Origin of the sequence: Stenotrophomonas sp., from assembly GCF_050737575.1 — a bacterium.
GTDB lineage: Bacteria > Pseudomonadota > Gammaproteobacteria > Xanthomonadales > Xanthomonadaceae > Stenotrophomonas.
In genome coordinates this window covers 1-24644 of sequence record NZ_JBOHXW010000001.1, presented here as the reverse complement: position 1 = coordinate 24644, position 24644 = coordinate 1, and the positions used below count along the sequence as shown (strand labels likewise).

The 24644-nt window shown below is 63.6% G+C and carries 25 protein-coding genes and 1 pseudogene; 5 read left to right on the top strand and 21 right to left on the bottom strand.

All coding sequences use genetic code 11. The features are described 5' to 3' along the window. Positions 1–75: 75 nt before the first annotated feature. Positions 76–576 carry a glycine zipper 2TM domain-containing protein gene (locus ACREP4_RS00130; RefSeq protein ID WP_431594188.1) on the bottom strand — a complete coding sequence of 167 codons (501 nt, stop codon included), beginning with the start codon at positions 574–576 and terminating at the stop codon, positions 76–78. A 109-nt stretch (positions 577–685) separates the two neighbouring features. Then, positions 686–1117: a hypothetical protein gene (locus ACREP4_RS00125; protein WP_431594187.1), complete on the bottom strand. Its 432-nt coding sequence runs from the start codon at positions 1115–1117 to the stop codon at positions 686–688. A gap of 76 nt (positions 1118–1193) precedes the next feature. Between ACREP4_RS00125 and ACREP4_RS00120 the strand changes: the two genes are divergently transcribed. Next, positions 1194–2000: a tRNA threonylcarbamoyladenosine dehydratase gene (locus ACREP4_RS00120; protein WP_431594186.1), complete on the top strand. Its 807-nt coding sequence runs from the start codon at positions 1194–1196 to the stop codon at positions 1998–2000. Between the two features lie 154 nt (positions 2001–2154). Here ACREP4_RS00120 and ACREP4_RS00115 read toward each other — a convergent pair whose 3' ends face one another. Together ACREP4_RS00115 and ACREP4_RS00110 are read right to left on the bottom strand one after the other, a co-directional pair. After that, positions 2155–2925, bottom strand: a complete 771-nt coding sequence (locus ACREP4_RS00115) for a TatD family hydrolase (RefSeq protein ID WP_431594185.1) — start codon at positions 2923–2925, stop codon at positions 2155–2157. 3 nt (positions 2926–2928) lie between these two features. Next, complete coding sequence (locus tag ACREP4_RS00110) at positions 2929–3153, bottom strand: DUF6116 family protein (protein ID WP_431594184.1); 225 nt, start codon at positions 3151–3153, stop codon at positions 2929–2931. Positions 3154–3307: 154 nt separating this feature from the next. Between ACREP4_RS00110 and ACREP4_RS00105 the strand changes: the two genes are divergently transcribed. From ACREP4_RS00105 to ACREP4_RS00090, 4 genes are all read left to right on the top strand, one after another. Beyond that, the gene (locus tag ACREP4_RS00105) at positions 3308–4135 is read left to right on the top strand and encodes a glycine zipper 2TM domain-containing protein (protein WP_431594183.1); all 828 of its coding nucleotides are present in this window, start codon (positions 3308–3310) and stop codon (positions 4133–4135) included. 249 nt (positions 4136–4384) lie between these two features. Continuing rightward, complete coding sequence (locus tag ACREP4_RS00100) at positions 4385–4924, top strand: GNAT family N-acetyltransferase (protein WP_431594182.1); 540 nt, start codon at positions 4385–4387, stop codon at positions 4922–4924. A gap of 187 nt (positions 4925–5111) precedes the next feature. Next, complete coding sequence (locus tag ACREP4_RS00095) at positions 5112–5771, top strand: glutathione S-transferase family protein (protein WP_431594181.1); 660 nt, start codon at positions 5112–5114, stop codon at positions 5769–5771. Between the two features lie 44 nt (positions 5772–5815). Then, positions 5816–8086 (top strand): thiamine pyrophosphate-dependent enzyme, encoded by a 2271-nt coding sequence (locus ACREP4_RS00090; RefSeq protein WP_431594180.1) that lies wholly within the window; start codon positions 5816–5818, stop codon positions 8084–8086. Positions 8087–8455: 369 nt separating this feature from the next. Here the strand turns inward: ACREP4_RS00090 and ACREP4_RS00085 are convergent, their stop codons facing one another. From ACREP4_RS00085 to ACREP4_RS00005, 17 genes and pseudogenes are all read right to left on the bottom strand, one after another. Further along, on the bottom strand, positions 8456–9520 hold the full coding sequence (locus ACREP4_RS00085; RefSeq protein ID WP_431594179.1) for a flagellar hook-length control protein FliK: 1065 nt from the start codon (positions 9518–9520) through the stop codon (positions 8456–8458). Further along, positions 9517–9975 carry a flagellar export protein FliJ gene (fliJ, locus tag ACREP4_RS00080; protein WP_431594178.1) on the bottom strand — a complete coding sequence of 153 codons (459 nt, stop codon included), beginning with the start codon at positions 9973–9975 and terminating at the stop codon, positions 9517–9519. The genes ACREP4_RS00085 and fliJ overlap by 4 nt, the downstream gene beginning before the upstream one ends. After that, positions 9972–11363 carry a flagellar protein export ATPase FliI gene (fliI, locus tag ACREP4_RS00075; RefSeq protein WP_431594177.1) on the bottom strand — a complete coding sequence of 464 codons (1392 nt, stop codon included), beginning with the start codon at positions 11361–11363 and terminating at the stop codon, positions 9972–9974. Before fliI ends, fliJ begins: the two co-directional genes overlap by 4 nt. Further along, complete coding sequence (locus tag ACREP4_RS00070) at positions 11360–12010, bottom strand: FliH/SctL family protein (RefSeq protein ID WP_431594176.1); 651 nt, start codon at positions 12008–12010, stop codon at positions 11360–11362. The genes fliI and ACREP4_RS00070 overlap by 4 nt, the downstream gene beginning before the upstream one ends. Next, entirely contained in the window at positions 12007–12993 is a 987-nt protein-coding gene (gene fliG, locus ACREP4_RS00065) for a flagellar motor switch protein FliG (RefSeq protein WP_431594752.1), read from the bottom strand. Before fliG ends, ACREP4_RS00070 begins: the two co-directional genes overlap by 4 nt. Positions 12994–13003: 10 nt before the next feature. After that, a complete protein-coding gene (gene fliF / locus ACREP4_RS00060) occupies positions 13004–14653 on the bottom strand; it encodes a flagellar basal-body MS-ring/collar protein FliF (RefSeq protein ID WP_431594175.1) in 1650 nt (549 codons plus the stop codon). Positions 14654–14665: 12 nt separating this feature from the next. Then, positions 14666–15022, bottom strand: coding sequence for a flagellar hook-basal body complex protein FliE (fliE, locus tag ACREP4_RS00055; RefSeq protein ID WP_431594174.1), 357 nt, complete (start codon positions 15020–15022; stop codon positions 14666–14668). Between the two features lie 449 nt (positions 15023–15471). After that, a complete protein-coding gene (locus ACREP4_RS00050) occupies positions 15472–16950 on the bottom strand; it encodes a sigma-54 dependent transcriptional regulator (RefSeq protein WP_431594173.1) in 1479 nt (492 codons plus the stop codon). Further along, the gene (locus ACREP4_RS00045) at positions 16943–17323 is read right to left on the bottom strand and encodes a response regulator (RefSeq protein WP_431594172.1); all 381 of its coding nucleotides are present in this window, start codon (positions 17321–17323) and stop codon (positions 16943–16945) included. The genes ACREP4_RS00050 and ACREP4_RS00045 overlap by 8 nt, the downstream gene beginning before the upstream one ends. Positions 17324–17337: 14 nt before the next feature. Beyond that, positions 17338–18747, bottom strand: a complete 1410-nt coding sequence (gene rpoN / locus ACREP4_RS00040; protein WP_431594171.1) for an RNA polymerase factor sigma-54 — start codon at positions 18745–18747, stop codon at positions 17338–17340. Between the two features lie 263 nt (positions 18748–19010). After that, a complete protein-coding gene (locus ACREP4_RS00035; RefSeq protein ID WP_431594170.1) occupies positions 19011–19643 on the bottom strand; it encodes a response regulator in 633 nt (210 codons plus the stop codon). 80 nt (positions 19644–19723) lie between these two features. After that, entirely contained in the window at positions 19724–20293 is a 570-nt protein-coding gene (locus ACREP4_RS00030) for a PilZ domain-containing protein (protein ID WP_431594169.1), read from the bottom strand. Next, on the bottom strand, positions 20290–20601 hold the full coding sequence (locus ACREP4_RS00025; protein ID WP_431594168.1) for a hypothetical protein: 312 nt from the start codon (positions 20599–20601) through the stop codon (positions 20290–20292). The genes ACREP4_RS00030 and ACREP4_RS00025 overlap by 4 nt, the downstream gene beginning before the upstream one ends. A 1-nt stretch (position 20602) precedes the next feature. Then, a complete protein-coding gene (fliS, locus tag ACREP4_RS00020) occupies positions 20603–21022 on the bottom strand; it encodes a flagellar export chaperone FliS (protein WP_431594167.1) in 420 nt (139 codons plus the stop codon). Between the two features lie 110 nt (positions 21023–21132). Continuing rightward, the gene (fliD, locus tag ACREP4_RS00015; protein WP_431594166.1) at positions 21133–22485 is read right to left on the bottom strand and encodes a flagellar filament capping protein FliD; all 1353 of its coding nucleotides are present in this window, start codon (positions 22483–22485) and stop codon (positions 21133–21135) included. Positions 22486–22835: 350 nt separating this feature from the next. Beyond that, positions 22836–23564: a flagellin gene (locus ACREP4_RS00010; RefSeq protein WP_431594751.1), complete on the bottom strand. Its 729-nt coding sequence runs from the start codon at positions 23562–23564 to the stop codon at positions 22836–22838. Between the two features lie 180 nt (positions 23565–23744). Then, a pseudogene (locus ACREP4_RS00005) lies at positions 23745–24416 on the bottom strand (flagellin); the annotation flags it as partial. Between the last annotated feature and the right edge of the window lie 228 nt (positions 24417–24644).

Here is a 24644-nt window from a genome sequence, read left to right as displayed (position 1 = left end):
GACCTGCCGCACGCAGAACAAAGAAAGGCCCGCGCAAGCGGGCCTTTCTTATTGCCGGAGGGCTGGGTTGCCAACTCAGCGCAGCACAACGCGGCCGTTCACCACGCGAACGTAGGTGTTCTCGCGGATGCCGCCCAGATCCTTCTGGTTGACCATGATCACGCGGCCGTCGTCCATGCGCACCTGGATGTCGTACGAATTGCCGGTCACGTTCTGCTGGATCTTGTTGCCGGCCAGCGCGCCACCAACAGCGCCTGCCACGGCAGCGATGTTCTGGTTGCCCTTGCTGCCGCCGGTGTGGTCGGAAATTTCATGGCCGGCAACTGCGCCCACCAGGCCGCCGAGGATGGCGCCGGTCGCCGTTGGTGCGGTGCGGCCGGACGCCACGGCGTTGATGCGGGTGACGATGCCGCAATCGTTGCAACGGTTCTGGTTGTAGCCGTTGTCGTAATTGCCGCCGCTGTTGCCGCCGTAATTACCGCCATAGTTGCCGCCGTTGCTGTAACCCGGGGAGGTGGCACAACCGGCCAGGGCCAGGCTGGCAATTGCGCCTACGGCGATCAGTCGAATCTTCATGGTGTTTGTCCTTGCCAGATGAGGATGCGGGTATGAGGACATACCCGTCGCGAAGATCGTGTCGTTTCCCATGTGAATGGAGGGCCAACCACATGTTCAAAAACTGTACTTACTTGAAATCCTGGTGGCAGGCCTTGCAGTCGGTGCCGATCTTCTGCGCCACCACGGCCAGCGCTGCGCAGTCTGCCGGCGGATTGGCGAGCGCGTCATTCAAGGTCGCGCGGAAGCGGCTGGCATGCAGCTGGAAGCGCTGGTCATCGCGCAGACTGGGGAAGGCGGCTTCCAGATCGTTGGACAGGGAACGCAGGGTCTGCAGGCGCGGGGTGGTGTCGTTGATGGTGCAGCGGTTCTGCTTCTGGCTGTCGCTGAGCAACTGTGCCTGCTTGGCCATCACGGTCATCAAGCTGCTCGGGAAGTGGTCCTGGCGGGCCTGCAGGGCGCGCATGCCCATTACCGTGGTGACCACGCCGATCAACAGCCCGGCGATGAGGACGAACAGGTAACGGGATGCTTTGGACGGCGGACGGACGGGATCGGTCATTGCGTTGGCTCCAGCGGCTACGTGGCAGTGAGGGGATGATGTTCGCGCATTATGCCGCCAAGGCTAAAATGTGCCGATGAAAGAACAACTGCGTGAGCGATTTGCCGGCGTGGACCGGCTGTACGGGGCGGGCACCATCGAGCACCTGTCCAACTGCAAGGTGGCCGTGGTCGGCATGGGCGGGGTGGGCTCGTGGGTGGTCGAGGCGCTGGTGCGTTCGGCCGTGGGCCACCTCACCCTGATTGATGCCGACGATATCTGTGTGTCCAACAGCAACCGCCAGTTGCCGGCGATGACCGGCCAGTACGGCCGCAACAAGGCGCTGGCGATGGCCGAGCGCTGCTTGGCCATCAATCCGGATGTGGAGGTGGACGCGGTGGAGTCGTTCCTCACCATGTCCAACATGGAGCAATTGCTGGATCGCGGTTTCGATCTGGTGATCGACGCCTGCGACAGCTTCCGGGTGAAGGTGGAAACCATCGCTTGGTGCCGCCGCCGCAAGCTGCCCTTGATCACCGTGGGCGCGGCCGGCGGCCGTACCGACCCGACCTTGGTGCGCGTGCGCGACGTATCGCGCACCGAGCACGACGCGATGATGGCGTTGATCCGCCGCAAGCTGCGCAGCGAGTTCAATTTCCCCAAGAACGCATCGCGCTATTTCGGCGTGCCGGCGGTGTACTCGCTGGAGAACGTGAAGTATCCGCAGGCCGATGGCAGCGTCTGCGGCGTGCGGCCGAACCTGGGCCCGGACGAAGCGATGAAACTCGATTGCGGCGCAGGTCTGGGCGCCGCCACGCACATCACCGGCGCGTTTGCATTCGTGGCGGTTGGCAAGGCGCTGGAAATGCTGCTCAAGAAGCGCGAGACCACGCCGGCTGGCTGAGGTTGTTGGCGTAGCGCCGCCGTTCCTGCCTGCGTGCTTCTGCAGGAGCGGCTCCAGCCGCGAAGCGGGCCATGCACAACGCCGGCCTGCATTGTGTCATTGCTTGCAGCGTCGGTGCCCGTGGCGCTGCGGGCTTCGCGACCAAGGTCGCTCCCTACGTTGCGGGCATACCAAACAGGCGCCGCGCATTGGCACTGGTCTGTGCGGCGATGGCGACAGGGGTTTCCCCGCGCAGCTCGGCCACGGTTTCCAGAATGGCGGCCAGTCGTGCGGGTTCGTTGCGTTGACCGCGAATGCCGGCATCGGGTTGATCCGGCGCATCGGTTTCCAGCAGCAGATATTCCAGTGGCATCTGTGCGACCAAGGTGCGCAGGCGATTGGCGCGCGGGTAGGTCAGTGGCCCGCCCAGGCCAATCATGAAACCCAGTTTCCATAGCTGCTGGGCCTGCTCCGGGCTGCCGGAAAAACTGTGCACCACGCCGCGCAATTGGCCGGTCTGGCGGATGCGCAGAATCACCTCGTCCACCGCGCGACGCGCATGCACGACCAGTGGCAACTGGAACTCGCGCGCCAGATCCAGCTGGCCCTGGAAGAAGAAACGTTGCCGTTCGGGGTCGAGGTCTTCGACAAAGAAATCCAGCCCGCATTCACCGATGGCGGCCGGTGACTCGCGTTCGATCCATTCCCGCAGCAACGGCAGATGTTCGTCGCGGTGTTCGGAGAGAAACATCGGGTGCAGGCCATAGGCCGGGAACAAGCCTGGGCTGGCGGCACACACCTGCTGCAGCTTGGGCCAGCTGGCCGCGGTGATAGCCGGGACGACCTGCTGCTGTACGCCGGCCGCATGGGCACGGGCGACTACTGCGTCACGGTCGATGTCGAACGCGTCGGCATCGAGGTGGCAATGGCTGTCTACCAGCTGCACGGATCAGCGCTTGCGGGGTAGGGCGGGCGGCGCGGTGATGGGGTCTTTGCGACGCTTCCAGTTGGCCAGCAGTACGGTGCCAAGGCCGAACAGGAGTTCGTCTATGAACGGGACGGGATCTGGGAAAACAACCATGCTGATAACAAACAAGGCTGCAGTGATCTTGAACAAGGTGGGGTAGCGCAGCTTGCGAGCCCAATCCAGGAGCGGAGTCAGCATCAGGGACATGGCAAATCCTGTGGAAGGGAGGAGCAACAGCGCTGATATTGCGACGGCCGAGCCATTTTCGATAGATGTACGCCAGAGATACTGGCCTCTGTTCAGCTTGTTCGTGCTGGAATCGCCCCATATCAGAACGCGGTCAGGCCGCTGGGAGCCCCTTATGAAGAGCACAACAACAACCATTTTGGTGGCCACCGGCGCATTGCTGGTCGGCGGTATCGCCACTGCCGCCTTCATGCAGGGCCGTGACAAGGCCACCACGCTGCCAGCGACGGATACGCCGATGCCGGTCGTGGACGGCGCGCTGCAGGCCGACGATGCGGCGACCGATGCGGTCGTGGCCACCGGCAACAAGCTGGAATATGCCGACGTGCTCAAGGTTGCTCCCGTGACCCAGAAGGAGCGCATTTACGGCACCGTGACCAGCAGCGATCCGATTCGCGAAAGCTCCAGCACCAGCACCCCGCATGAAGTCTGCGAAGACGTGGTGGTGCAGGAGCGTCTGCCCGAGCGCGACGGCAACGTCGGCGGCACGGTGGCCGGTGCGGTGATCGGTGGCCTGCTGGGCAACCAGGTGGGCGGCGGCAACGGCAAGAAGGCGGCGACCGCCATTGGTGCCGCAGCGGGTGGTGTGATCGGTAACCAGGTCGACAAGCGTCACGTCGGTGGCCGTGTGGTCAACCGTACCGAGCGCCAATGCCATACCGAGCAGCGCACCGCTGAATCCAGCCGCATCACCGGCTACAACGTCACCTATCGCAAGCCCGACGGCAGCACCGGCACCATGCGCATGGACAGCAAGCCGGGCGAGCGTGTGTCGTTGGGCAATGCGGACCAGACCATTGGTTACGACGTGACCTACCGTTATGACGGCCAGGAAAAGACCGTACGCATGGACAACCGTCCGGCCAGTGATCGCCTGCCGGTGTTGGACGGCCAGATCGTGACCCAGACGGCTTCGGCTGCAGGGAATAGCAACCGCCAGTAACTGGTGGTGTTTGGTGGGTAAGTGGAAGGCCGGCGAAAGCCGGTCTTCTGCGTTTTGGGCGTGTGTTTAGAAGCACGCCTCCCCTTGGCTTTGCCAAAGGGAGGGGGCGAAAGCGGCATCCGCTGCCAATTATCAGGTGGCAGGAATCACCCCCTCCCTTGCGCGCAGCGGAGGAGAGGGTTGGGGAGGGGTAGAGCTTTGGACGGTAAGTGCTAGCGTTACTTCCCCCAACAACGGAGCACGCAACGTATGAGCATCTTCGACCTGCGGCTGGAAACCGAACGTCTGCTGCTGCGTCCGCCTGCACTGCAGGATTTCGATGCCTTCGCGGCGTTTTGTGCCGATCCCGTCACGATGCAGCATCTGGGCGGTGTGCAGGCCAAGCCGGTGGCGTGGCGAAGCCTGGCCGGGTTGGTGGGCAGCTGGCAGCTGCTGGGCTATTCGATGTTTTCGGTGATCGAAAAAAGCAGCGGTCGCTGGATAGGGCGCGTTGGTCCGTGGCAGCCCTACGGTTGGCCGGGCACCGAGGTGGGTTGGAGCATCGCCTCGGAATTCTGGGGCCGGGGTTATGCACCGGAGGCGGCGCGCGCAACCATCGACTGGGCGTTCGATACGCTGGGCTGGAACGAGGTCATTCACACCATCGCGCCGGATAACGGCAACTCACAGGTGGTCGCACGCAAGTTGGGTTCGAGCATCCTGCGCAGCACGCATCTGCCGCCACCGAATGAAGTGCTGGTGGATGTCTGGGGGCAATCGCGTGCGCAATGGCAGGCCAGTCGGCGCTAAGCGCTGCATAAGTAGTGCCGAGCCATGCTCGGCAAATGGCTTTACTCGGAAAGCCACCGTCGAACACCGCCTCGGGCCGGCGTAACAGCGCGCAGTTTTGCTGCGATTGCAGCTTTACCCCGTCGCTTGGATTCCGGTCAAATGGGCGCCGTCATCTGCCATCGCGGCAGACGGGAGAACCGGTTCAGTGAGTAACTCTGGGGCTGCGTTGACGGTGTATGGCATGTCCACGTCGGGCAATTGCCACAAGGTGCGATTGCTGCTGGAACAACTGGGCACGCGCTACGAATGGTGTGAGGTAGATAGCGCCGCCGGACAGACCCACACGCCGGAATTCCTTGCGATGAATCCCAACGGCAAGGTGCCGTTGGTGCGGCGGAACGACGGCCGCGTGCTCACCGAATCCAATGCAATCCTGTTCTGGCTGGCCGAAGGCACGCCGTTCCTGCCGACTGATGGCTGGCAGCGTGCGCAAGCGCTGTCGTGGATGTTCTTCGAGCAATACAGCCATGAGCCGTATATCGCGGTGGCGCGCTTCATCTGCGGTTGGACGCCGATGGATTCGCCACGTCGCGATGAGCTGCCGCGGCTGCGCGAACGCGGCCATCAAGCATTGGCGGTCATGGAACAGCATCTGACCGCGCACGACTGGTTTACCGGGCCGCATTACGGCATCGCCGATATCGCGCTCCATGCCTATACCGCCGTGGCCGAAGACGCAGGTTTGGCGTTGTCGGGCTATCCCGCGTTGCAGCGCTGGTTGCAGCGCGTGCGTGAGCAGGCCGGCTATACGCCGATGCCCACGCCCACTGCGGAGGTGCAGGCCCGCCTTGCTGCTTCACGCTGAATCCCATCCCTGAAATCACCGCTTGCCTTGTGGAGTCTGTCTGCATGTTTGCTCGTGTACCCCATCCCATTCCGGCCCGCATGAAAGGCCTGAACCGCGCTGAGATCTGCGATACCAATTTCATTGATCACGTTAAAAGTTTGGGGCGGGGGCCAGATGCAGGCCCGCAGGATTCCGCGCCGGTATTGCCCGGTAGCGCGCTGGATGCGAAGGGGTTCCGTGAGTTGTTCGAGTCGCAGTTGATCAGCCGCCACCTGGATTTGATGGCGCGCGTGCTGCGGGTACAGAACAAGGTTTTCTACACGATTGGTTCGTCCGGTCACGAAGGCAATGCGATGGTGGCCCGCGCCACCCGGCATACCGATCCGGCATTCCTGCATTACCGCTCCGGCGGTTTCATGGCCGAGCGTTTCCGCAAGCTGCCGGGCATGGACCCGGTGATGGATTCGGCGCTGTCGTTTGCCGCCAGCAAGGACGACCCGGCCAGCGGCGGCCGCCACAAGGTGTGGGGCAGCAAGCCGTTGTGGGTGTTGCCGCAGACTTCGACCATCGCCTCGCACCTGCCCAAGGCGCTGGGCACGGCGATGGCGGTGGAAGCGGGCAAGCGGCTGGGTCATGGCTTGCCGATTCCCGATGACAGCATCGCAATCTGCTCGTTTGGCGACGCCTCGGCCAATCACGCCACCGCGCAGACCGCGTTCAATGCCGCCGCGTGGAGCAGCTTCCAGAAACTGCCGGCGCCGGTGTTGTTCGTGTGCGAGGACAACGGCATCGGCATTTCGGTGAAAACGCCGGAAGGTTGGATCGCCGAGAGCTTCCGCCATCGTCCCGGTCTGGACTACTTCCATGCGGACGGCCTGGACCTGGCCAATGGCTATGCCGACGTGCAACGCGCCGTCGAGCATTGCCGTCGCACCCGCCGGCCAACGTTTCTGCATCTGCGCACCACGCGTTTGATGGGCCACGCCGGCACCGATTTCGAAATTGAATGGCGCGCACTGGAAGAACTGTGCGCGGTGGAAGCGGGCGATCCGTTGCTGCGCTCGGCGCAGATTGCGGTGGAATCCGGCTTGATGGACAGCGAAGAAGTGCTGGCGCTGTACGAACACACGCGTAAGCGATGCTTCGAGGCGGCCGAAGCGGCTGACCAGCGTCCGCGTCTGACCAGCCTGCAGGACGTGATGACGCCGCTGGCGCCCTACACACCGGAGAAGGTGCAGGCCGAAGCCAATCGTGCGGACTACAGAGAGCGTCGTCTGCAGGTGTTCGGCAGCGAAGCGGCCTTGCCAGAGAACCAACCGCCCAAGCATCTGGCCGTCCAGATCAACCAAGGCCTGCACGAACTGTTCTGCAAGTACCCGGAGTCGTTGCTGTTTGGCGAGGACGTGGCGCAGAAGGGCGGCGTCTACACGGTGACCAAGGGCCTGCAGAAAGCGTTCGGCCCGCGCCGGGTGTTCAACACCTTGTTGGATGAAACGATGATCCTCGGCATGGCCCAGGGCTTCGCCAACATGGGCCTGCTGCCGCTGCCGGAGATCCAGTATCTGGCCTACCTGCACAACGCGGTGGATCAGGTGCGCGGCGAGGCCTGCTCACTGCAGTTCTTCTCCAACGATCAGTACCGCAACCCGATGCTGATCCGCATTGCCGGGCTGGGTTACCAGAAGGGCTTTGGCGGGCACTTCCACAACGACAACTCGATCACCGCCATCCGCGATATTCCGGGGCTGGTAGTCGGCTGCCCAACGCGCGGTGATGACGCAGCAGCGATGCTGCGTACCCTTGCGGCGTTGGCCAAGGTGGACGGGCGCGTGTGCATTTTTCTGGAGCCCATCGCGCTGTACATGACCAAGGATCTGCATGAAGCCGGTGATGGCCAATGGCTGTTCCCGTATCCGGCGCCCGGGCAGAGCATCGCGCTGGGCGAAGGTCGCGTGTACGGCGAGGGCAATGATGATCTGGTGATCTTCAGCTACGGCAACGGCGTGCCGATGAGCCTGCGTGCTGCACGCAGCATCGAGCAGACGCAGGGCTGGAAGGTGCGCGTGATCGACCTGCGTTGGCTGGTGCCGCTCAACGATGCCTGGATTGCAGAACAGGCCAAGGGCGCCAAGCGGATCATCGTGGTGGACGAAGGCCGGCACAGTGCAGGCGTGGGCGAGGGCGTGATCACCGCCTTGGTCGAAGCCGGGCTGGGTAACCTGCCGCTGCGCCGCGTGACCGGTGCCGATACCTACACACCGCTGGCCGGTGCGGCGTTGCTGGTGCTGCCGGGAGATGCGGATGTGGTGGCTGCGGCGGTGGAGTTGGGGTGACATCTCATCGCTTCCCTTCTTCCGTTTTGCGCCGGCCTTCGCAGGACCCAAGGAGGACAGTGAGGGCAGAGGGCAGCGGGCAGAGGAGCGATTGGATCGCAAGCCGCTCTCGGGACCGGCGCTGTCATGAAGCGTCCGGATCTTCGCATCTTCCTTTGCGAGAGAAAGCGCCATAAAGGCTAAAGAGGAGGTGCTTTGTTCTTCGTGGTAGAGCGCGCATTTCCTTGCGACGCACGCATCTGATCGACCGAAGACGCTATGTGGCGATGCAGAGGCTGAGCGCCTTACATCAACGCAGCAGTCGAGCCTTTCCCTTCTCCCCTTGCGGGAGAAGGTGCCCGAAGGGCGGAAGAGGGGGATGTCTTCCGCTCAGGCGTACGCATCCAGCAGCCCGCGCATGCGCAGGGTCTGGCTGCTGGGTGTCGGCATATCGACGCCGGATTCCTGGCCGTTGCCGAACCCGCTGCCAGCGGTGGATTGGCCATCGCCACTCTGTTGTTGCGACGAAGGCTGCTGGCCGACGTCGGCCTGCGCCAGTTGCAGGCCTTGCTCGCCCAGCATTTCGCGCAGGCGCGGCAGGCTGCTTTCCAGTGCTTGGCGCACATCGGCGTTGGCGCTGCTGAAGCTGGCATGCACGCGGTCACCGTCCAACTGCAGCTTCACTTCCACCAGACCGAGGTCATGCGGGGTGATGCGGATGTGGGCGTGACCGATCTTCTGGTCTGCCAGCCAGCCGACGCGGGCGCCAAACGTTTCGTCAAAATCACCGCTGTTGATATCCGGTGTGGCGGTCGGTGCCTGTGCGCTGCCGCCCGCTGCGGTGGCGCGCAGATCCTGTACGGTCTGGTTCTGCAGCAGCGCGCCGAAGTTGCTGGGTGACAGTGCTTCAGCGACATCGAGCTTGCTGCCGATCTGCTCATCGGCGGCTTGGGCGATGGCTATCGGCAACGCCAACGCTGCCGTTTCGGCGTTCTCGCTGGCCGCAGCGATGGCGGCGGAAGCCGGCAGTGCGGCGCCCACTACTGGCAGATTGGCGTTGGCCTGCTGTGGTGCTGCTTGTGCGGTCACGGTGGGCTTCGTGGGTGCGGCTTCCGGTGCGGGCGTCAGCATTGCCGACAAACCCAGCGGCGGCCACGGTGCTTCGTCGGACGGTTCCGCAACGACGCGCTTTGCTTCATCCGTACTCGCTGTTGCGACCGGCGCAGTCTCGTCGCTCTCGCTGCGACTGGCTTCCTTTTGGCCAGAAGAAGAGCGGGGCGGCCGCGCATCCTTGTTGGTTGCCTGCGTCTGCGAATCGGTCTTTTGCGTGGCTGGTTTGTCCTGCAGCAGCGCGTCGAAGCCGGCGTTTGCCTTGCTGTCGGCGCCGCTTCTACGCGGCGCGTTGCCGGCCTCGGAATTGCCAGCAACCGACAGGCCGGAGCTCAGCACATTCATGCCTCGTCTCCTTCTGCCGCCGCAGCCACCTGCGCCTGCCGCACGCGACGGGCGCCGATCTCGTCCATCTCGCGCTGGTCGCGGCGGTCTTCGGCTTTCTTTTCCTGGGCGCGGTAGCTGGCAGCGAGCTGCTCCAGCACCTGCTTGTCGCGGCTGGCCAGCAGCAGGCGGGCGCGCTCGGCGTCCACGCGTTCGCGGTTGCTGTCCACGGTCTTGCTCTGCGCTTCCACGGCGTTGTCCAGGCGGTCCAGGAACGCGCGGCGGTTGAGCAGTTGCGCGGCGCTGGTGGTGGACATCTGCGCGTTGGCATATTCCTCGGCGTACTGGCGCAATTCGGACAGGCGCGATTGGTGAACGTCCAGTGCCCGCTGGCGTTCGGCCAGCTCCTTGGCAACTTCGTCTTCCCGGTCCTGCGCGTGGCGCAGCAGCGGATCCATGCGGCGTGAAGGGCTCATGCGGCGCTCTCTTTATCTACCAGCTGTTGCAATGCGTTGAGGCTGTGACCCAGGTCGGCGGCGGCGTGTACGTCTTGACCGAGGAATTCCATGATCTCCGGCCAACGGTCCAGCGCTTCATCGGTGACCGGGTCATTGCCGCGCTGATACGCGCCGATGGCGATCAGGTCGCGGTTGGCGGTGTAGGCCGATACCAGGCGCTTGAGTTTCCGGATGCGCGCACGCCACACGTCATCGGCGATGTCCTGCACCACACGGCTGACCGACGATTCCACGTCGATAGCGGGATACAAGCCGCTGTCGGCGACACGACGCGACAACAGGATGTGGCCGTCAAGAATGGCGCGGGCGGCATCGGCGATGGGATCCTGCGGATCGTCACCTTCGGTCAGCACCGTATAGAACGCAGTGATCGAACCGCGGCCTTTTGCGCCGTTGCCAGCGCGCTCCACCAAGGCCGGCAGCTTGGCAAATACCGACGGCGGGTAGCCGCGCGTGGTTGGCGGCTCGCCAACGGACAGGCCGATCTCACGCTGGGCCTGGGCGAAGCGGGTCAGCGAGTCCATCAGCAGCAATACGTTCAAGCCCTGGTCGCGGAACCACTCGGCGATGGCGGTGGCGCGGTACGCACCATGCAAACGCGCAAGCGGCGGCCGATCGGCCGGGCTGGCGACGACGACCGCGCGGCGCAGGCCTTCCTCGCCCAGCGTGGTTTCGACAAAGTCGCGCACTTCGCGGCCACGTTCACCGATCAAGCCCACCACGATCACGTCAGCGGAGGTGTAGCGGGTCATCATGCCGAGCAGCGTTGATTTACCGACACCGGAGCCAGCGAACAAGCCGACACGCTGGCCGCGACCAATCGGCAGCAAGGCGTTGATCGCGCGCACGCCGACATCCAGTGGCTGGATGATGGGCTCGCGGGCCAGCGGATTGATCGACACGCCAGCCATGCTGACGTTGCCCTCAGCGCGGATCGGCCCCTTGCCATCCAGCGGCACGCCGTCGCTGTCGATGACGCGGCCAAGGAGGCCTTCGCCCACTTCCACACCGCTGCGCCGGTACGACGGCACCACGCGCGCATTCGGCAGCAGGCCGTGCAGCTCGGCGCTGGGCATCAGATACGAGCGGTCGCCGGAGAAGCCGACGACTTCCGCATCCACCCAGCCACCGTCGATGATTTCGACTTTGCAGGTGGCCCCCATCGGCGCTTCGCAGCCGACCGCTTCCAGGGTCAGGCCGACCGCGCGGCGCAGAATGCCTTCGCGGACGAGCCCGTGACCGCCGGAGGCATCCAGCGATATTCCATCCAACCGCGAAGCCAGGCGCAGGTTGCGCGCATCGGCCCATTCGGCCGGTGCGGGCGAGGGCGTTTCAACGGTGCTCATGGGTTGGCTCCGGCACGACGCAGTACCGTGCTCAAGGCGGCGCGCAGGCGTGCGTCGAGTGTGCCGTCGATGCGCACGGTTTCGGCGTGCACGCGCAGATCGCCCCGGCTCAAGCTGGTGTCGGGAGAAAGGCGCTGGCCCTCCGGCAACGAGAGCAAGCCGCTGAGTGCGGCAATGTCGTCCGGATGCAGGCGCACTTCAACGTCGCGATTGGCGCCGCTGACGGTGTCCAGTGCTTCGTTGACCAGCTCGGACAGCAACGAAGGATCCGCCTCGTAAGCGCGGCCAATCAGCGAGCCGGCGATGCGCACCGACAACTCACCCAGTGCACCGACCACTTCGTTCTCCAGCCGCACCAGCGGCCGGCTGAAGTTGTCGAGGATGCCCTCAATCTGCGCAACAAGACGGCGCACTTCAGCTTGTCCCTGCGCATAGCCTTCGGCGTGACCTTGCTGGAAGCCTTCTTCCTGCGCGGCGTCGCGGATGGCCTGTACGTCTTCCAGCGTCGGCAACTGCACCGGCGGCGGGGCAGGCTCGTCCGCCGTGATGGTTTCGATCAAGTCCGATGCAAACGTGGATGCGCTCGGTTCGACCGGCGCCACGACTGCATTCAGATCCGGCGCATGCCAGCGGACGGCATTGTTCACAGCATTGCCTCCGCGCTGCCGCTGAGGGTGACCGTGCCTTCATCGGCCATGCGTTTGACGATGGCGAGGATTTCGCGCTGTGCGCCTTCCACGTCGGACAGGCGAACCGGGCCGCGCGCTTCCATGTCTTCGAGCAGAATTTCGGCCGCACGCTGCGACATGTTACGGGTGATCTTGTCGCGCACCTTGATGTCAGCCCCGCGCAACGCAAGGCCGAGCCGCTCGCCGCTGACTTCGCGCAGCACCAGCTGCATTTCGCGGTCGTCCAGGTCCACCAAGTCGTCGAACACGAACATCAGGTCCTGGATGCGGTTACCCAGCGGCGCGTCGATGCGCGCGATCTCACTGAGGATGGTCTGGTCCTGGCCGCCGTCCATGAAGTTGAGGATGTTGGCCGCGCACTGCACGCCACCGATGTTGGACGACTTGAGGTTCTGGTTGCCTGCGAACTGGCGCTCCATGATCTCGTTGAGTTCGTTCAACGCATTGGGCGGAATGCCGTCCAGCGTGGCGATGCGCAGCAGTACATCAACCCGGGTGCGGTCAGGCAGCAGCTTCAACGCATCGGCTGCCTGATCGGTTTCCAGATGCGCCATGACGATGGCGATGATCTGCGGATGTTCGTTGCGGACCAGATCGGCCACGGCGCGCGGGTCCATCCACTTCAGTGCATCCAGACCGGTGGTGTTGCGGCCGAGCAGGATGCGGTCGATCAGATTGCCGGCTTTCTCCGTGCCCAGCGCCTGCACCAGCATGTTGCGGATGTAGTCGTCCGAGCCAACACTCAGCGAGGTTTTGTTGCCCAGCTGCGCGCCAAATTCGTCCATCACCTGCTGCACCTGCTCGCGGGTGACATCGCTGAGCGTGGCCATGGCGATGCCGATTTTCTGCACCTCTTTGGGTTCCATATGGCGCAGCACTTCGGCCGCATCGGTTTCGCCGAGCGACAACAACAACACGGCGGCGCGCTGCACGCCGGTCATGGGAACTGCATCAGTCATTTGCCACCCAACCCTTCACTACCTGTGCCACGCGCTTGGAATCGGTGCGCACGGCTTCACGCGCCATGCGCAGACGTTCTTCATAGGCATCGACCGGCAGGGCGAGCTTGGCGTCGTTGTCCAGACGCAAGCGGTCAGCGGCCAACTCTGGCATCTGCGTGCCGTCGTCCATCACCTGAACATCGGCGCTCAGTGGGTCGTCGCTCGTGCCCGGCAATGCCTTGGGCGGGCCGGAAATCTGGCGCAGCGCCGGGCGCAGCACGCCAAACAGCAAGGCCAACACCACGATGGCGCCGAGCACCAGACGCAGTGCATCGCGCAGCTGCGGGTTTTCCCACCAATTGGGGGCTTCCACCGGAATGGATTCGCGCACGAACGGCGCGTTCATCACCGACACGGTGTCGCCACGCTCGGCGCTGAAGCCCACGGCCTGCTTGACCAGGGCTTCGACGCGGGTCAGTTCGGCCGCGCTCAACGGTTGATCGCTGACCTTGCCGTTGGCACCGGCGCGCGGCACGTGATCGACCAGCACGGCAACCGATACACGCTTGACCCGGCCGGCCGGCTGACGCGTGTGCTGCAGGGTGCGGTCCAGCTCGTAGTTGCGGGTAGCGTTCTTTGACGTCTCAGTCGGCGTTGCTGCGGTGGCCGGCGCAGGCGTTGCGGCCGGGCCGGGCGGGGTGTTGCTGGCCGCACCGGGGATGCCCTGCGGGCCGGCGGTGCTACTGGAGTTTTCGCTGATCTGCTCGCTGCGCACTTTCTGCGGCTCGGCGCCGTACAGCTCGCGTGCTTCCTCGACGACGGAGAAGTCCATGTCCACGCTGACTTCGGGATTGACCCGGCCGGCGCCGGCCATCGGCTCCAGCAGTTCGCGGATGCGTTGGTTGTACGAGCCTTCCAGACGACGCACCTGATCGAACTGCGCAGCGTTGAGTGCGGCGTCGCTGTTGGGGTCGGCAATGGTGAGCATGCGGCCGCTTTGGTCGACCACCGTCACGCGCTCGGGGGCGAGGTCGGGAATGCTGGAGGCGACCATGTGCACGATGGCGTCCACCTGATTGCGTTCCAACTGCTGGCCGCCGCGCAGTTCCAGCACCACCGAGGCGCTGGCAACATCGCGCTGGCGAGTGAAGGCACTGGGCTTGGGAATGGCCAGATGCACGCGGGCGTCACGCACCGGGCGGAGGGTGGAAATGGTGCGCACCAATTCGGTTTCCAGTGCGTGCTGATAGCGCGCACTTTCAACGAACTGGCTGACGCCGAAGCCCGGGTCGCGCTCCATCATTTCAAAGCCCAGGCGGCCGCTCTCGGTCAGGCCGGAGCCGGCCAGCTTCAGGCGGGCGTCGTGCACGTTCTTTTCCGGCACGCTGATGGCGCCGGTGCTGGCATTGAGTTCAAACGGAATCTGCGCTGCGCGCAGCAGATCGGTGGCCTCGGCGGTCGCCTTCTGATCCAGCCCGGTATAGAGCGGCATCATCGGTGGCTTCTGCGCCCAGAAGAACACGAGCAGGCCCGCCGCAACGGCAACGGCAATCATCGCCATCAAGCCCAGGCGACGGGTGATCTGCAGACTTTGCAGGCGGTCGAACCAGGCACCGGCCTGTTGGGTGTTCAACGAATCTTTGGGAAGCGCGAGAGCCATGCGTTTCTATCCTTACAGCGGCATGTTCATCACGTCCTGGTAAGCCTGGACGAGACGGTTGCGGACTTCCACGGTGGCGCGGAACGCCAGCTGGGACTGTTGTGATGCGACCATCACCTTGGCCAGATCAGCACCGGGTTCGCCGCGCTCGAAAGCGGCGGCCAGTTGCCCGGATTTCTGCTGGGCCTCGTTCACGCCCTTGATGGCGCCCTGCAGGGTTTGGCTGAACGACGGCGCATTGACGTTCTGCCCTTCGCTCAGTCCCTGGATCGCGTTGCTGCGCGGCATATCGGCAAGCGGCCCAACCTGGGACGCCTGGCTCTGCAGGGTTCGGATCTGGGAGAGAACGGAGGTAATGGAATGAGACATCGAAACGGATTCCAGAGAGAGAGCTTTCAATCCCCGTACTTGCAAGTGGCGTGCCACGAATCCGGGGCCATTTATCCGGCACTGCGGTGGTTTCGGCGTCCGCAGAGCGGCGTGCCGACGGAATTCTGTCTCTGGGCCGGAAGGCGGTGTGTGCGTGTGGCGGGTATCTGCCATGACCCCGGTGCAGGGCGCCACGCGGTGAAGGTTCGTCGGTTGCGGTGTGTTGGCCGCTGCATGCCGGTCTGGATCGACGGCCGGAGGTTCAATCGAACGCCCCGGCCGTGGGATTCAGTGATCGGGATTTGCGATACCTGCCGCGCTTGAAGCGCGGGCCGGTGCTGCGGACGGGGAAGTTCACGCGTCCGCTTCATTACGTGTTGGGTACTGCGTTTGCTCAACCAGCGCCGACCTTGCGGTTTGCACTGTTCCTGTAGAAGCCGACAACTACCTCAACCGGTGGCGTCGAGCTGTTCGCGTTCAATGCCGTACTTGCGCAGCTTTTCAACCAGGGTGGTGCGGCGCAGACCGAGCAGCTGAGCGGCATGTGCGACTACGCCCTGGGTACGTTCCAATGCTTCGTTGATCAAGGTCAGCTCGATGCTGGCCATGTGATCGCGCAGGTCCAGGCCTTCGCTGGGCAGGTGGGTTTGATCCGGTGTGGATGCAGCCTGTGCATCGTTGCTGGCCTGCACCGAATTGGCGGAAATGGAACTTGCCGAGATGGCCCGCAGCGGACGTTCATCGTCGCCATTGCTGGCCTGCGTGGCTTGTTGATCTCCGCGATAGCGGCTGGGTAGATCCTGCACCCGCACCAGACCATTGGGATGCAGCACGGCCAAACGCTCGACCAGATTGGTCAGCTCGCGCACGTTGCCCGGCCATGCGTAGCCGGCCAACGCCTGCAGGGCTTCGTGGGTGAAGCGCACTTCACCACGACCGGTGCGCGCCAGCTGCGTGGCAATGGTTTCCACCAGCGCCGGGATGTCGGTGGTGCGCTCGCGCAGGGCGGGCACGTCGATGGGAAACACATTGAGGCGGTAGAACAAATCCTCGCGGAATTTGCCCTCGGCGATGCGGCTTTCCAGATCGCGGTGGGTCGCGGCGATGACGCGCACATTGCAGCGGATGGTCTGGTTGCCGCCCACGCGCTCAAAGCTGCGCTCCTGCAGCACGCGCAGCAGCTTCACCTGCATCGGCAGGCTCATGTCGCCGATTTCGTCCAGCAGCAGGGTGCCGCCTTCAGCCATTTCAAAGCGGCCCTTGCGTGCACTCAGTGCGCCGGTGAACGCGCCTTTCTCATGGCCAAACAGTTCGCTTTCGAGGAGATCAGGCGGAATCGCACCGCAGTTGATCGCCACAAACGCGCCATCGCGGCGCGGCGAACGCTGGTGGATGGCGCGTGACACCACTTCCTTGCCGGTGCCCGATTCGCCCAGCACCAGCACGGTGGTGTCGAAATTGGCGACCTGCTCGATCAACTGGCGCAGCTCGGTGACGGCCGGGCTGTGGCCGGTCGGGCCGGTGTCGTCGTTGTTGCCGGCCTGGTGCTCGGCATCCAGACGCTTGAGGCTGGCGCGACGCAGCAGTGCTTCCACCTGCGTGTGGCGCATGGGCTGTTCCAGCGGCCAGACATTGGCTTCGTGCAGGCCGTAGTGGCGCGAGAACGCCAGCGGATCGCTGTCGGCCAGCAGAATCGGCGGCGGCAGCGAAGCGGCAGCCAGCCAGTTGAAGAAGCCGGCGGCACGGTCGGCATCTTCCAGTCCGCCGACCACGATCGCCATCCAATCGTTGGCGCGATGGCGACGGGTGTCGATGTCCTGTGCTTCGCTGACCCAGCGCGGATTGAAATCCATGAACTCCAGCAGCGCGATGGTGCGCTCTGCACGTATGGCATCGGCATCGATGACCAGAATGCGCGATTCACTCATGACTCGGGTCCTTCAGTGTTTCCAGGATCGGCATGACCTCCTGGATGTACGACAGTTTGCTGACGAAGTTGTCGGCACCGGCACGCAATGCGTGCTCGCGGTGTTCGGAATCGTCGAAGTGGCTGGCGATGACGATATAGGGCGCATCGTCCTGACTCTTGATCAGGCGCGTGGCCTGCAGCCCGCCCATTTCCGGCATGGCCAGGTCCATCAACACCACCTGTGGGCGCAGCGATTCCGAACGCTCGATCGCTTCCAGCCCGTTGGCGGCGCTACCAACTACCTGCAGCCAGTCGATCTTGCGGAAATGGCGCATGGCCGCGTTGATGAAGCCTTCATGGTCGTCGACCAGCAAAACAGTGAGCTTGCTCATGGGAATCCTTGGTTTCAGCCCACACGGGCCAGCTGGGGCTTGGCGTTGCAACGGCGGCGTTCGCGGGCCGGGGCGATATCAAGCTGTTCGCGGTATTTTGCGACGGTGCGACGTGCAATGTTCACCCCTTGGCGTGCGAGCAAGCCGGCGATGGCTTCGTCGGCCAACGGACGCGCCGCCGGTTCGGAATCGATCAAACGCTTGACCATCGCCTTGACTGCCTGCCCGGAGACGCTGGCGCCTTCCAGCCTTACTGCGAAGAAGTGCTTCAGCTCAAAGGTGCCGCGCGGGGTCTGCAGGTATTTGCCCGAGGTGATGCGCGAGACGGTGGATTCGTGCATGCCGATGATGTCGGCCACTTCTTTCAGGGTCAGCGGCGCCATTGCCTCTTCGCCGTTGACCAGAAATGCGGCCTGGCGTTCGATGATGACCCGCGCGGTGCGCAGCAAGGTGTCGTAGCGCATCGACAAACCCCGGGTCAGCCAGCGCGCTTCCTGCAGCAGTTCGCGCAGCGGCTGAGCGGCTTCACCCGCGCTGTCGGCGACCACGCGCTCGTAGCTGGCGTTGATGCCGATACGCGGCGTGGTCGCCGGGTTGAGTGCCACCCGCCACAGGCCATCGGCGTGCCAGGCAACCACGTCAGGAATGACCGCCACTTCCTGCTGCGGCAACAGGGTTTCACCCGGACGCGGCTGCAGCGACAACACCAGGCGGAAGGCTTCACGGACGTCGTCTACTTCGGCATCCAGCGCCTGCGCCAACGCCGGCAGGTCGTGGTTGGCCAGCAGCTGGACGTCGGCATCCAGCAAGCGCACCGCCAGATGACGGGCGGGCACGCGGCCCGGCAACGCGACCAACTGTGCGAGCAGGCATTCGCGCAGATCAACCGCCGCCATGCCGGCTGGCTCGCCATGCAGCAGGCGCTGGCGGACTGCTTCAACATCGGCGCTGGTGCGGTCCAGTCGCGCGCAGGCCAACTGGGTAAGGGCGGGCAGCGCGCCCTGCAGATAGCCGGCGTCGTCACATTGCTCCAGCCAATAGCGGGCAACGGTGAGATCGGCTTCGTCGAGTTCCAGTGCCAGCGTGTTGAGAATGCGCAGCTGCGGATCGCTGGATTCGCCGGCGGCGATGCGGGCCATGTGGTCGTCGTCTACGCCATTCCAGCTGGCGGCGGGCATGTCCCACATGGTGCTTTCGGGCAGTTCGTCGAACGCGGCAGTTTCAACCTGTGCTTCGTCGGCGGCTGTGGTCGGTGCGGCATCCTCGCGCTCCTCGCTCAGTTCCAGCAGTGGGTTGTTTTCCAGCGCCTGTCGCACCTCCAGCTCCAGCTGCATGCCGTTGAGCTGCAACAGGCGGATTGATTGGAGGAGTGCAGGGGTCAGGTGGAGCTGCTGACCCAGCTGTGCGGACAGTGTGGTTTTCATGCGTTATTCCCGATTGCACCGCTGTGCCGGTGCGTTGTGGAACGCATCTTGCGTGGCCGCCGTCAGTGTCGGAATAGGTGGCGCCCTGAGGGATGTAGTTGGCGCGCCCACGGCGTGTAGGGGTTTTCCCTACATGGTGACGGTTATATGACGCTATTGTCAGCGATATTTATTGCAAGTCACTGATTTATAACAATTGCTGCAGGTGCAGCGACGGAAATCCGTTTTTGTGACGCCCGGCAGCTTTGGAGGCGTCTTGCGGCTCAGGCCAGGTCTTTTTCGTGGCGTACCGCGAGCAACAGCAGGTCATTTGCGCGACGGCAGCCCAGTGCTTCCATCATTCGGGCGCGGTGGGTTTCCACGGTTTTGATGCTGATGCCCAGATCGGCGGCAATTTCCTTGGTGGTCCGGCCATTGCCCAGATACCGCAGGATCTCCCGTTGACGCGGCGACAGGGCGGCGATCCCGGTCGGCCGGGCGCGTGTCAGCAGCGGGGCCAGCATCTTGGCCGAGATCTGCGGGCTCAGGAACAATTGGCCGGCATGGGCCGCGCGCAGCGCCAGTTCCAGCTCGGCTGGCGCCGCATCCTTGACCAGAAAGCCAACCGCACCGCGATCCAGTGCATCGCGCACATGTGCGGCGTCGTCGTGCATGGACATGATTACCGCGCGTGCGTGCGGGATGCGCTCACGGATGTCGCTCAGTGCTTCCAGTCCGCTGCGTCCCGGCAGCGACAGATCCATCAAGATCAGGTCCGGCACATGGAACAACGCCATCTCCAGCGCCTGCTCGGCATTGCTGGCTTCGGCGACGACTTCGATACCGTCGAACGACTGCAGCAACCGGGTTAAACCGGCCCGCACCAATGTGTGGTCGTCAACGATCAGAACGCGCACGGAATGAGTTAACTCGATGGAATGCAGCACCTTAACGGAGCGGGCGGGCAGGCGCCAGCAGGCCAAAAGTACCGGTTGTTTCAGCGATTACGTCGGCTGTCGGCAATTTGACGGCGATGCAGGCGGAACAGGTGCTTTTCCAGTGCTGAACCGAGTGCTTCGCTGGGGTTGTGCAGCCGCAACCACAGATGAAAACCGCCGGCTGTACCTGTCTGTGCGAGTACCACGACCGGCAGTTCGATGTTGTCGGGCAGCCATTCGGCCGGCTGCAGCTTCACCACACCGGCGGTGCCCGGTGACACGTCGCTGGCCTGTTCCAGATCAATACGCAGACCGTGTCGCGACCAGCGCAACGGCCGCATCGGCAATGCGGCGTTGGATTGCTGCATCAGGCGACCAAGCAGCACCAGGGTCAGATCCATGCGTGCTTCCAGACGCTGCAGCTGCGCGCTGCTCTCGGCGCGCTCCTCGCTATCGTCACCGCCACGCGAATCCTCCACCAACGCAACACTGCGCAGGAGCATCTCCGACGCGCCCGGGCGCACCACGCTGGCGCCGGCCTCAAACACCACCGGCAGCGTGACGTCACAACTCAGCGTGTCGTCAAACAACTCCGCTTCGGCAGGATGCGAGAGGCTGGCCGGAGTCATGGCAGGGTGCCGGCTTGTTGGTAGGCGTTGACGGCGCGAGCCGACTGTCGCTCGTGGCGCAGATGAGTGGCGGCTTCATCGCGCAGTTCCCGCATGCGAGCGATCAGGGTCTGCTGCTGTTCCTGCAGCTGCTGCAAGGCGGGCAGTTGCTCTGCCACATCATGTGCCTGGATGTAGGCACGCAGGCGTGCGTCATGATCATTGACGATGCGCTCGGCCAGCGGGTGATCTTCACTGCTGATGGCGTTCTTGAGCGATTCCAGATCAGCCTGCAGGGCCTGCAGCATGGCGTTGTGGTCAATGGGCATTTCAGGCTCCGTTGGCGACCGGATGGCTGCGCTGCTCAATCGGAATTGCGTTCCATGCCGATTCAATCTCGCCCAGCAAAGAAAGCGATTCCTGCAGCGCGTTGACGTCGTTATTGAGATTGGCTTCGGTCAAACGTTGCACGATGTAGTCGTAGAGCGCGGACAGATTTCCAGCAACTTCACCGCCGGCGGCATGGTCAAGTGAGCCGTTGAGGTGGCCGACGATGGCGCAGGCTTCACCGATGGCTTTGCCTTTCAGGGCCTGATCCCCTTGTGCCAGAAAGGCTTCGGCGCGACGCATGCGCTCGTTGGCACCTTCCAGCAGCAGGGAAACCAGCTTGTGCGGATCGGCATCCACCACCCGCGTGGAGACGCCAATCTGGCGATATTGCTCGGCGAAATTGCGGTTGGTGCCGTACATGTACTCAATCTCCTGGTGTTCGCGCAGTGAAGATGACTGCCGATACATCGTGTATGTCGCTTGATTCTCTATCGGCCATCAACGTCGCTGGCTTGAGCGATCAGTGGTGATTACTTGGCCATCCCGGCAAGTTGTTGGGTCAAGTAATCACTGGTGCTCTGCATCCGCGCGACCATGGCGTCCATTGCGGTGAACTGTGCGGTGTAACGCACTGAGATCTTTTCCATGCGTGCATCCAGATCATCCAGCTGCTTTTCCAGCGTCTTTATCTCTTTGTTGAGCGCGTCGGTGCGTTGCACCAGCGTGCCGGTGCCACTGTCCAGGTTGCTCTTGAGAATGCTGTTCATGCCTTCGTAGAGGTTGCCGCTCTTGCCGACCAGCCTCTCTGCGGCTGCCGGGTTCTTGGCAATTGCCTTGTCGAAGGTGCTGGCATCCAGGGATAACGTGCCGTCCTTGGTGACGGTCAGGCCCAGTTCCTTGAGGTCAATGACATTGGCACTTAGCTGGCCGCGCAGCTGCTGCTGCATGCCGCGCACCATTGAGTCACCGGTGAGGACAGAGGCCTTGTCTTTCTCCGCGTCGTAAGCGCTGGATGTCTTCAACAGGCTGATCGAGGCGTTGTACGCGGTGACAAACGCCTGCATCGCGGTTTTCAGCGGCTCGTTGTTCTGCGTAATGGTCAGCGCTGTTGTGGTGCCCGCCTCAGCCTTGGTCAGGTCCAGGGTTACCCCGGCAATGATGTCGCTGATGCTGTTGCTGCTGGATTCGCGGTCAAAGCCGTCCACGCGTACGTGAGCATTGGTGGGAACGCTGGTCTGGGACAGGCCGCCACTGGTGCCGTCCCAGCTGAGCGCGGAAAGGCCGCCATCGCCGCCGCTGGCGCTCACCGTGAGGGCGCCATCGGTGCCGGAGTTGACGGCGTTGAGCACCAGATGCTGACCATCATTGGCCGTAATGACCGTGGCGTTCACGCCCTTGCCGCCGGCAGCGCTGTTGATGGCTGCCGCGATGCTGGTCAGGGTGCTGCCGGATGCGATATCGACCGAGATGGATTCTTCGCCCCAGCCGATGGACAGCTTGCCATCGCCGACCACGTCGTCCGCTTTATAGGCGCCCGAGCTGAGTTTCTGTGGCTGGGCCAGGCTGACCACTTCAATGTTGTAGCTGCCCGCAGCGGCCAGTGTTTTGCCGGTTGCCGGATCGGTAACGATGGTGGCGCTGAATCCACTTTTTTCCGGCACCGACGTTTTGAACGCACGGGTGTCTGCCGCCTTGCCCATGGCTTCCATCGCGGTCTGCAGGCCGCTGAGTGAGCTTTTGATGCTGCCCAGCGCCGAAAGTTTGGCGGTGGCAGCAGTTCCCTGGGTATTGATGCGGTTGGCCGAAGGCGCACGTTCGGCGGCCACCAGCTGCGCAACGATGGTCGGGATGTCGAGGCCAGAGCCGACGGCGGATAAAGACATGTGAATTCCTCTTGCGGCAAGGGGACGGCTGCACCGCAGTCATCCCAGATATCGGCACGCGGCAGGACAGCTTTAGCCGGGTGGTCGCGCGGGGAGCTGCAAGTGGCGTGCCAGCAGAGTAGGGGGAGTGTCGGTAGGAGCGACCTTGGTCGCGAAACGCGTGGTACGAATGATGCCGCGTGATCTGCAGTGCCTTTGGCGCGGCGATCTGGGCGTTGTTCTGCTTCGCGGCTGAAGCTGCTCCTACAGGTGCGTTTCTGGTCCTTCATAACAACAAACCCCGCCTGTTGAGGGCGGGGTTTGTGTTGGCGGCGATGCTTTCGCAGCGCCGCCGGATGTTGCCTGCGGGATTAGCGCAGCAGGCTCAGCACGTTCTGGCTGGTCTGGTTGGCCTGGGCCAGCATGGCGGTACCGGCCTGCTGCAGGATCTGCGTGCGGGTCAGTTCTGCCGTTTCCTTGGCGTAGTCGGTGTCACGGATACGGCTACGTGCGGCCGACATGTTCTCCGAGGAGGTGTTCAGGTTGGCAACCACCGAGGTGAAGCGATTCTGCACCGCACCCAGATCGGCACGGGCCGAGTTGATGGTGTTCAGGGCAGCGTCCATTGCGTTCAGTGCGTTGTCGGCACCGGCGGTGGTGGAGATGTCCAGATCCTTGAAGCCGGTTGCGGCTTCGCCGGCCTTCCATGCGGTGCCTGCAGCGTCGGCTTTGGTAGTGCCTGCGGTCAGACCGACCTGGTCTGCCAGGACGCCGGTGCCTGCGCCAACGGTGATGTCACCGAGCGACGAAGACAGGGCGAGGGAGCCATTTTTATCCAGCGAGGCGGTGACGCCGGTGTTGTAGCTCTGGTTGTTGATGGCCTTAACCAGGTCGCTGGCACGCTGTGCGGAGCTGCCGGCGGCGCCGAACTCGATGGTCGTCGTGCCCTTCTCGCCAGTCAGGGTGAAGTTACCCGCGCTGAAAGTACCAGCCACGGGTGCGGTACCTACCACGGCTGAGCCGGTAACGGGAGTCTTGAACGCAGTATTCGCGAATGCGTCCGCTGCGTTGGGGGCAGTGCCGGCCACTGCGACCGTCATGGCACTGCCGTCGGCCTTCGTGAAGGTGAGGTCGCCCTTGGCAGCGCTACCCGTGTAGGTGACGCCGGTTGGCATCGTGGATGCTGCAAGGGCGGTGTCGATGTCAGCAGCGGAAACTGTATCGCCGATAGCAGCAAGGGTCTTGCTGACGACCGCGGTGCCATCGACTGTCAACGTGAACGTTTGGGCAGCTGCGTCTGCGGTTACCGTGGTGAAGGCGCCGGAAGCACCTGAAGTGGTAGCTACGGCTGGCTTGTAATCTGCACTGCCCGCCACGCCGCCAGTGCCCAGAACCGTCGAGGCGCTCATTGTTGCTGCGGTATCAACCTTATTCCAGTTGCCCAAGTCCTTGATGCTGGCGTTGGCGATCTGGGCGATATCGATGGTCTGGCCCTGGTCGGCGCCAATCTGGAACGACTGTGCCTGGAACGAACCATCCAGCAGCTTGGTGCCGTTGAAGTTGGTCTGCTCGGAGACGCGCTGGATTTCAGCCTTCAGCAGCTGAACTTCGGCGTTCAGTGCCTGACGGTCGGAATCAGAGTTGGTGGCGTTGCGCGACTGCACCGACAGGTCGCGGATACGCTGCAGGTTGCTGCCGATTTCGGTCAGCGCGCCTTCGGCGGTCTGTGCCATCGAGATGCCGTCGTTGGCGTTGCGGGCAGCCTGGTCCATGCCGCGGACCTGGGTGCTGAAGCGCTCGGAGATTGCCAGACCGGCGGCGTCGTCCTTGGCGCTGTTGATGCGCAGGCCCGAGGACAGGCGCTGGATCGAGGTGGCCAGGCTGGAGCCGCTGGTACCCAGGTTACGCTGGGCGTTGAGCGACATGATGTTGGTGTTGATGACTTGTGCCATGATTCGGGCTTCCTGTTTTGCGTTTGGTCCGGCACATCACCTGGCCGGTACTGGGTGCAGTGGGGCGGGTGTAGGAGCCGTAGCACCGCTGCTGATACCAATAACGGCAGGTTTTCGGGGAGCTTTAGCGCATTCCCGGAAAGTGATTTCAAGGCCACAGAAACAGATAAGCCCCGGTTTCCCGGGGCTTATCTGTTTCAAGCAGTCCTGTAGTGCCGAGCCATGCTC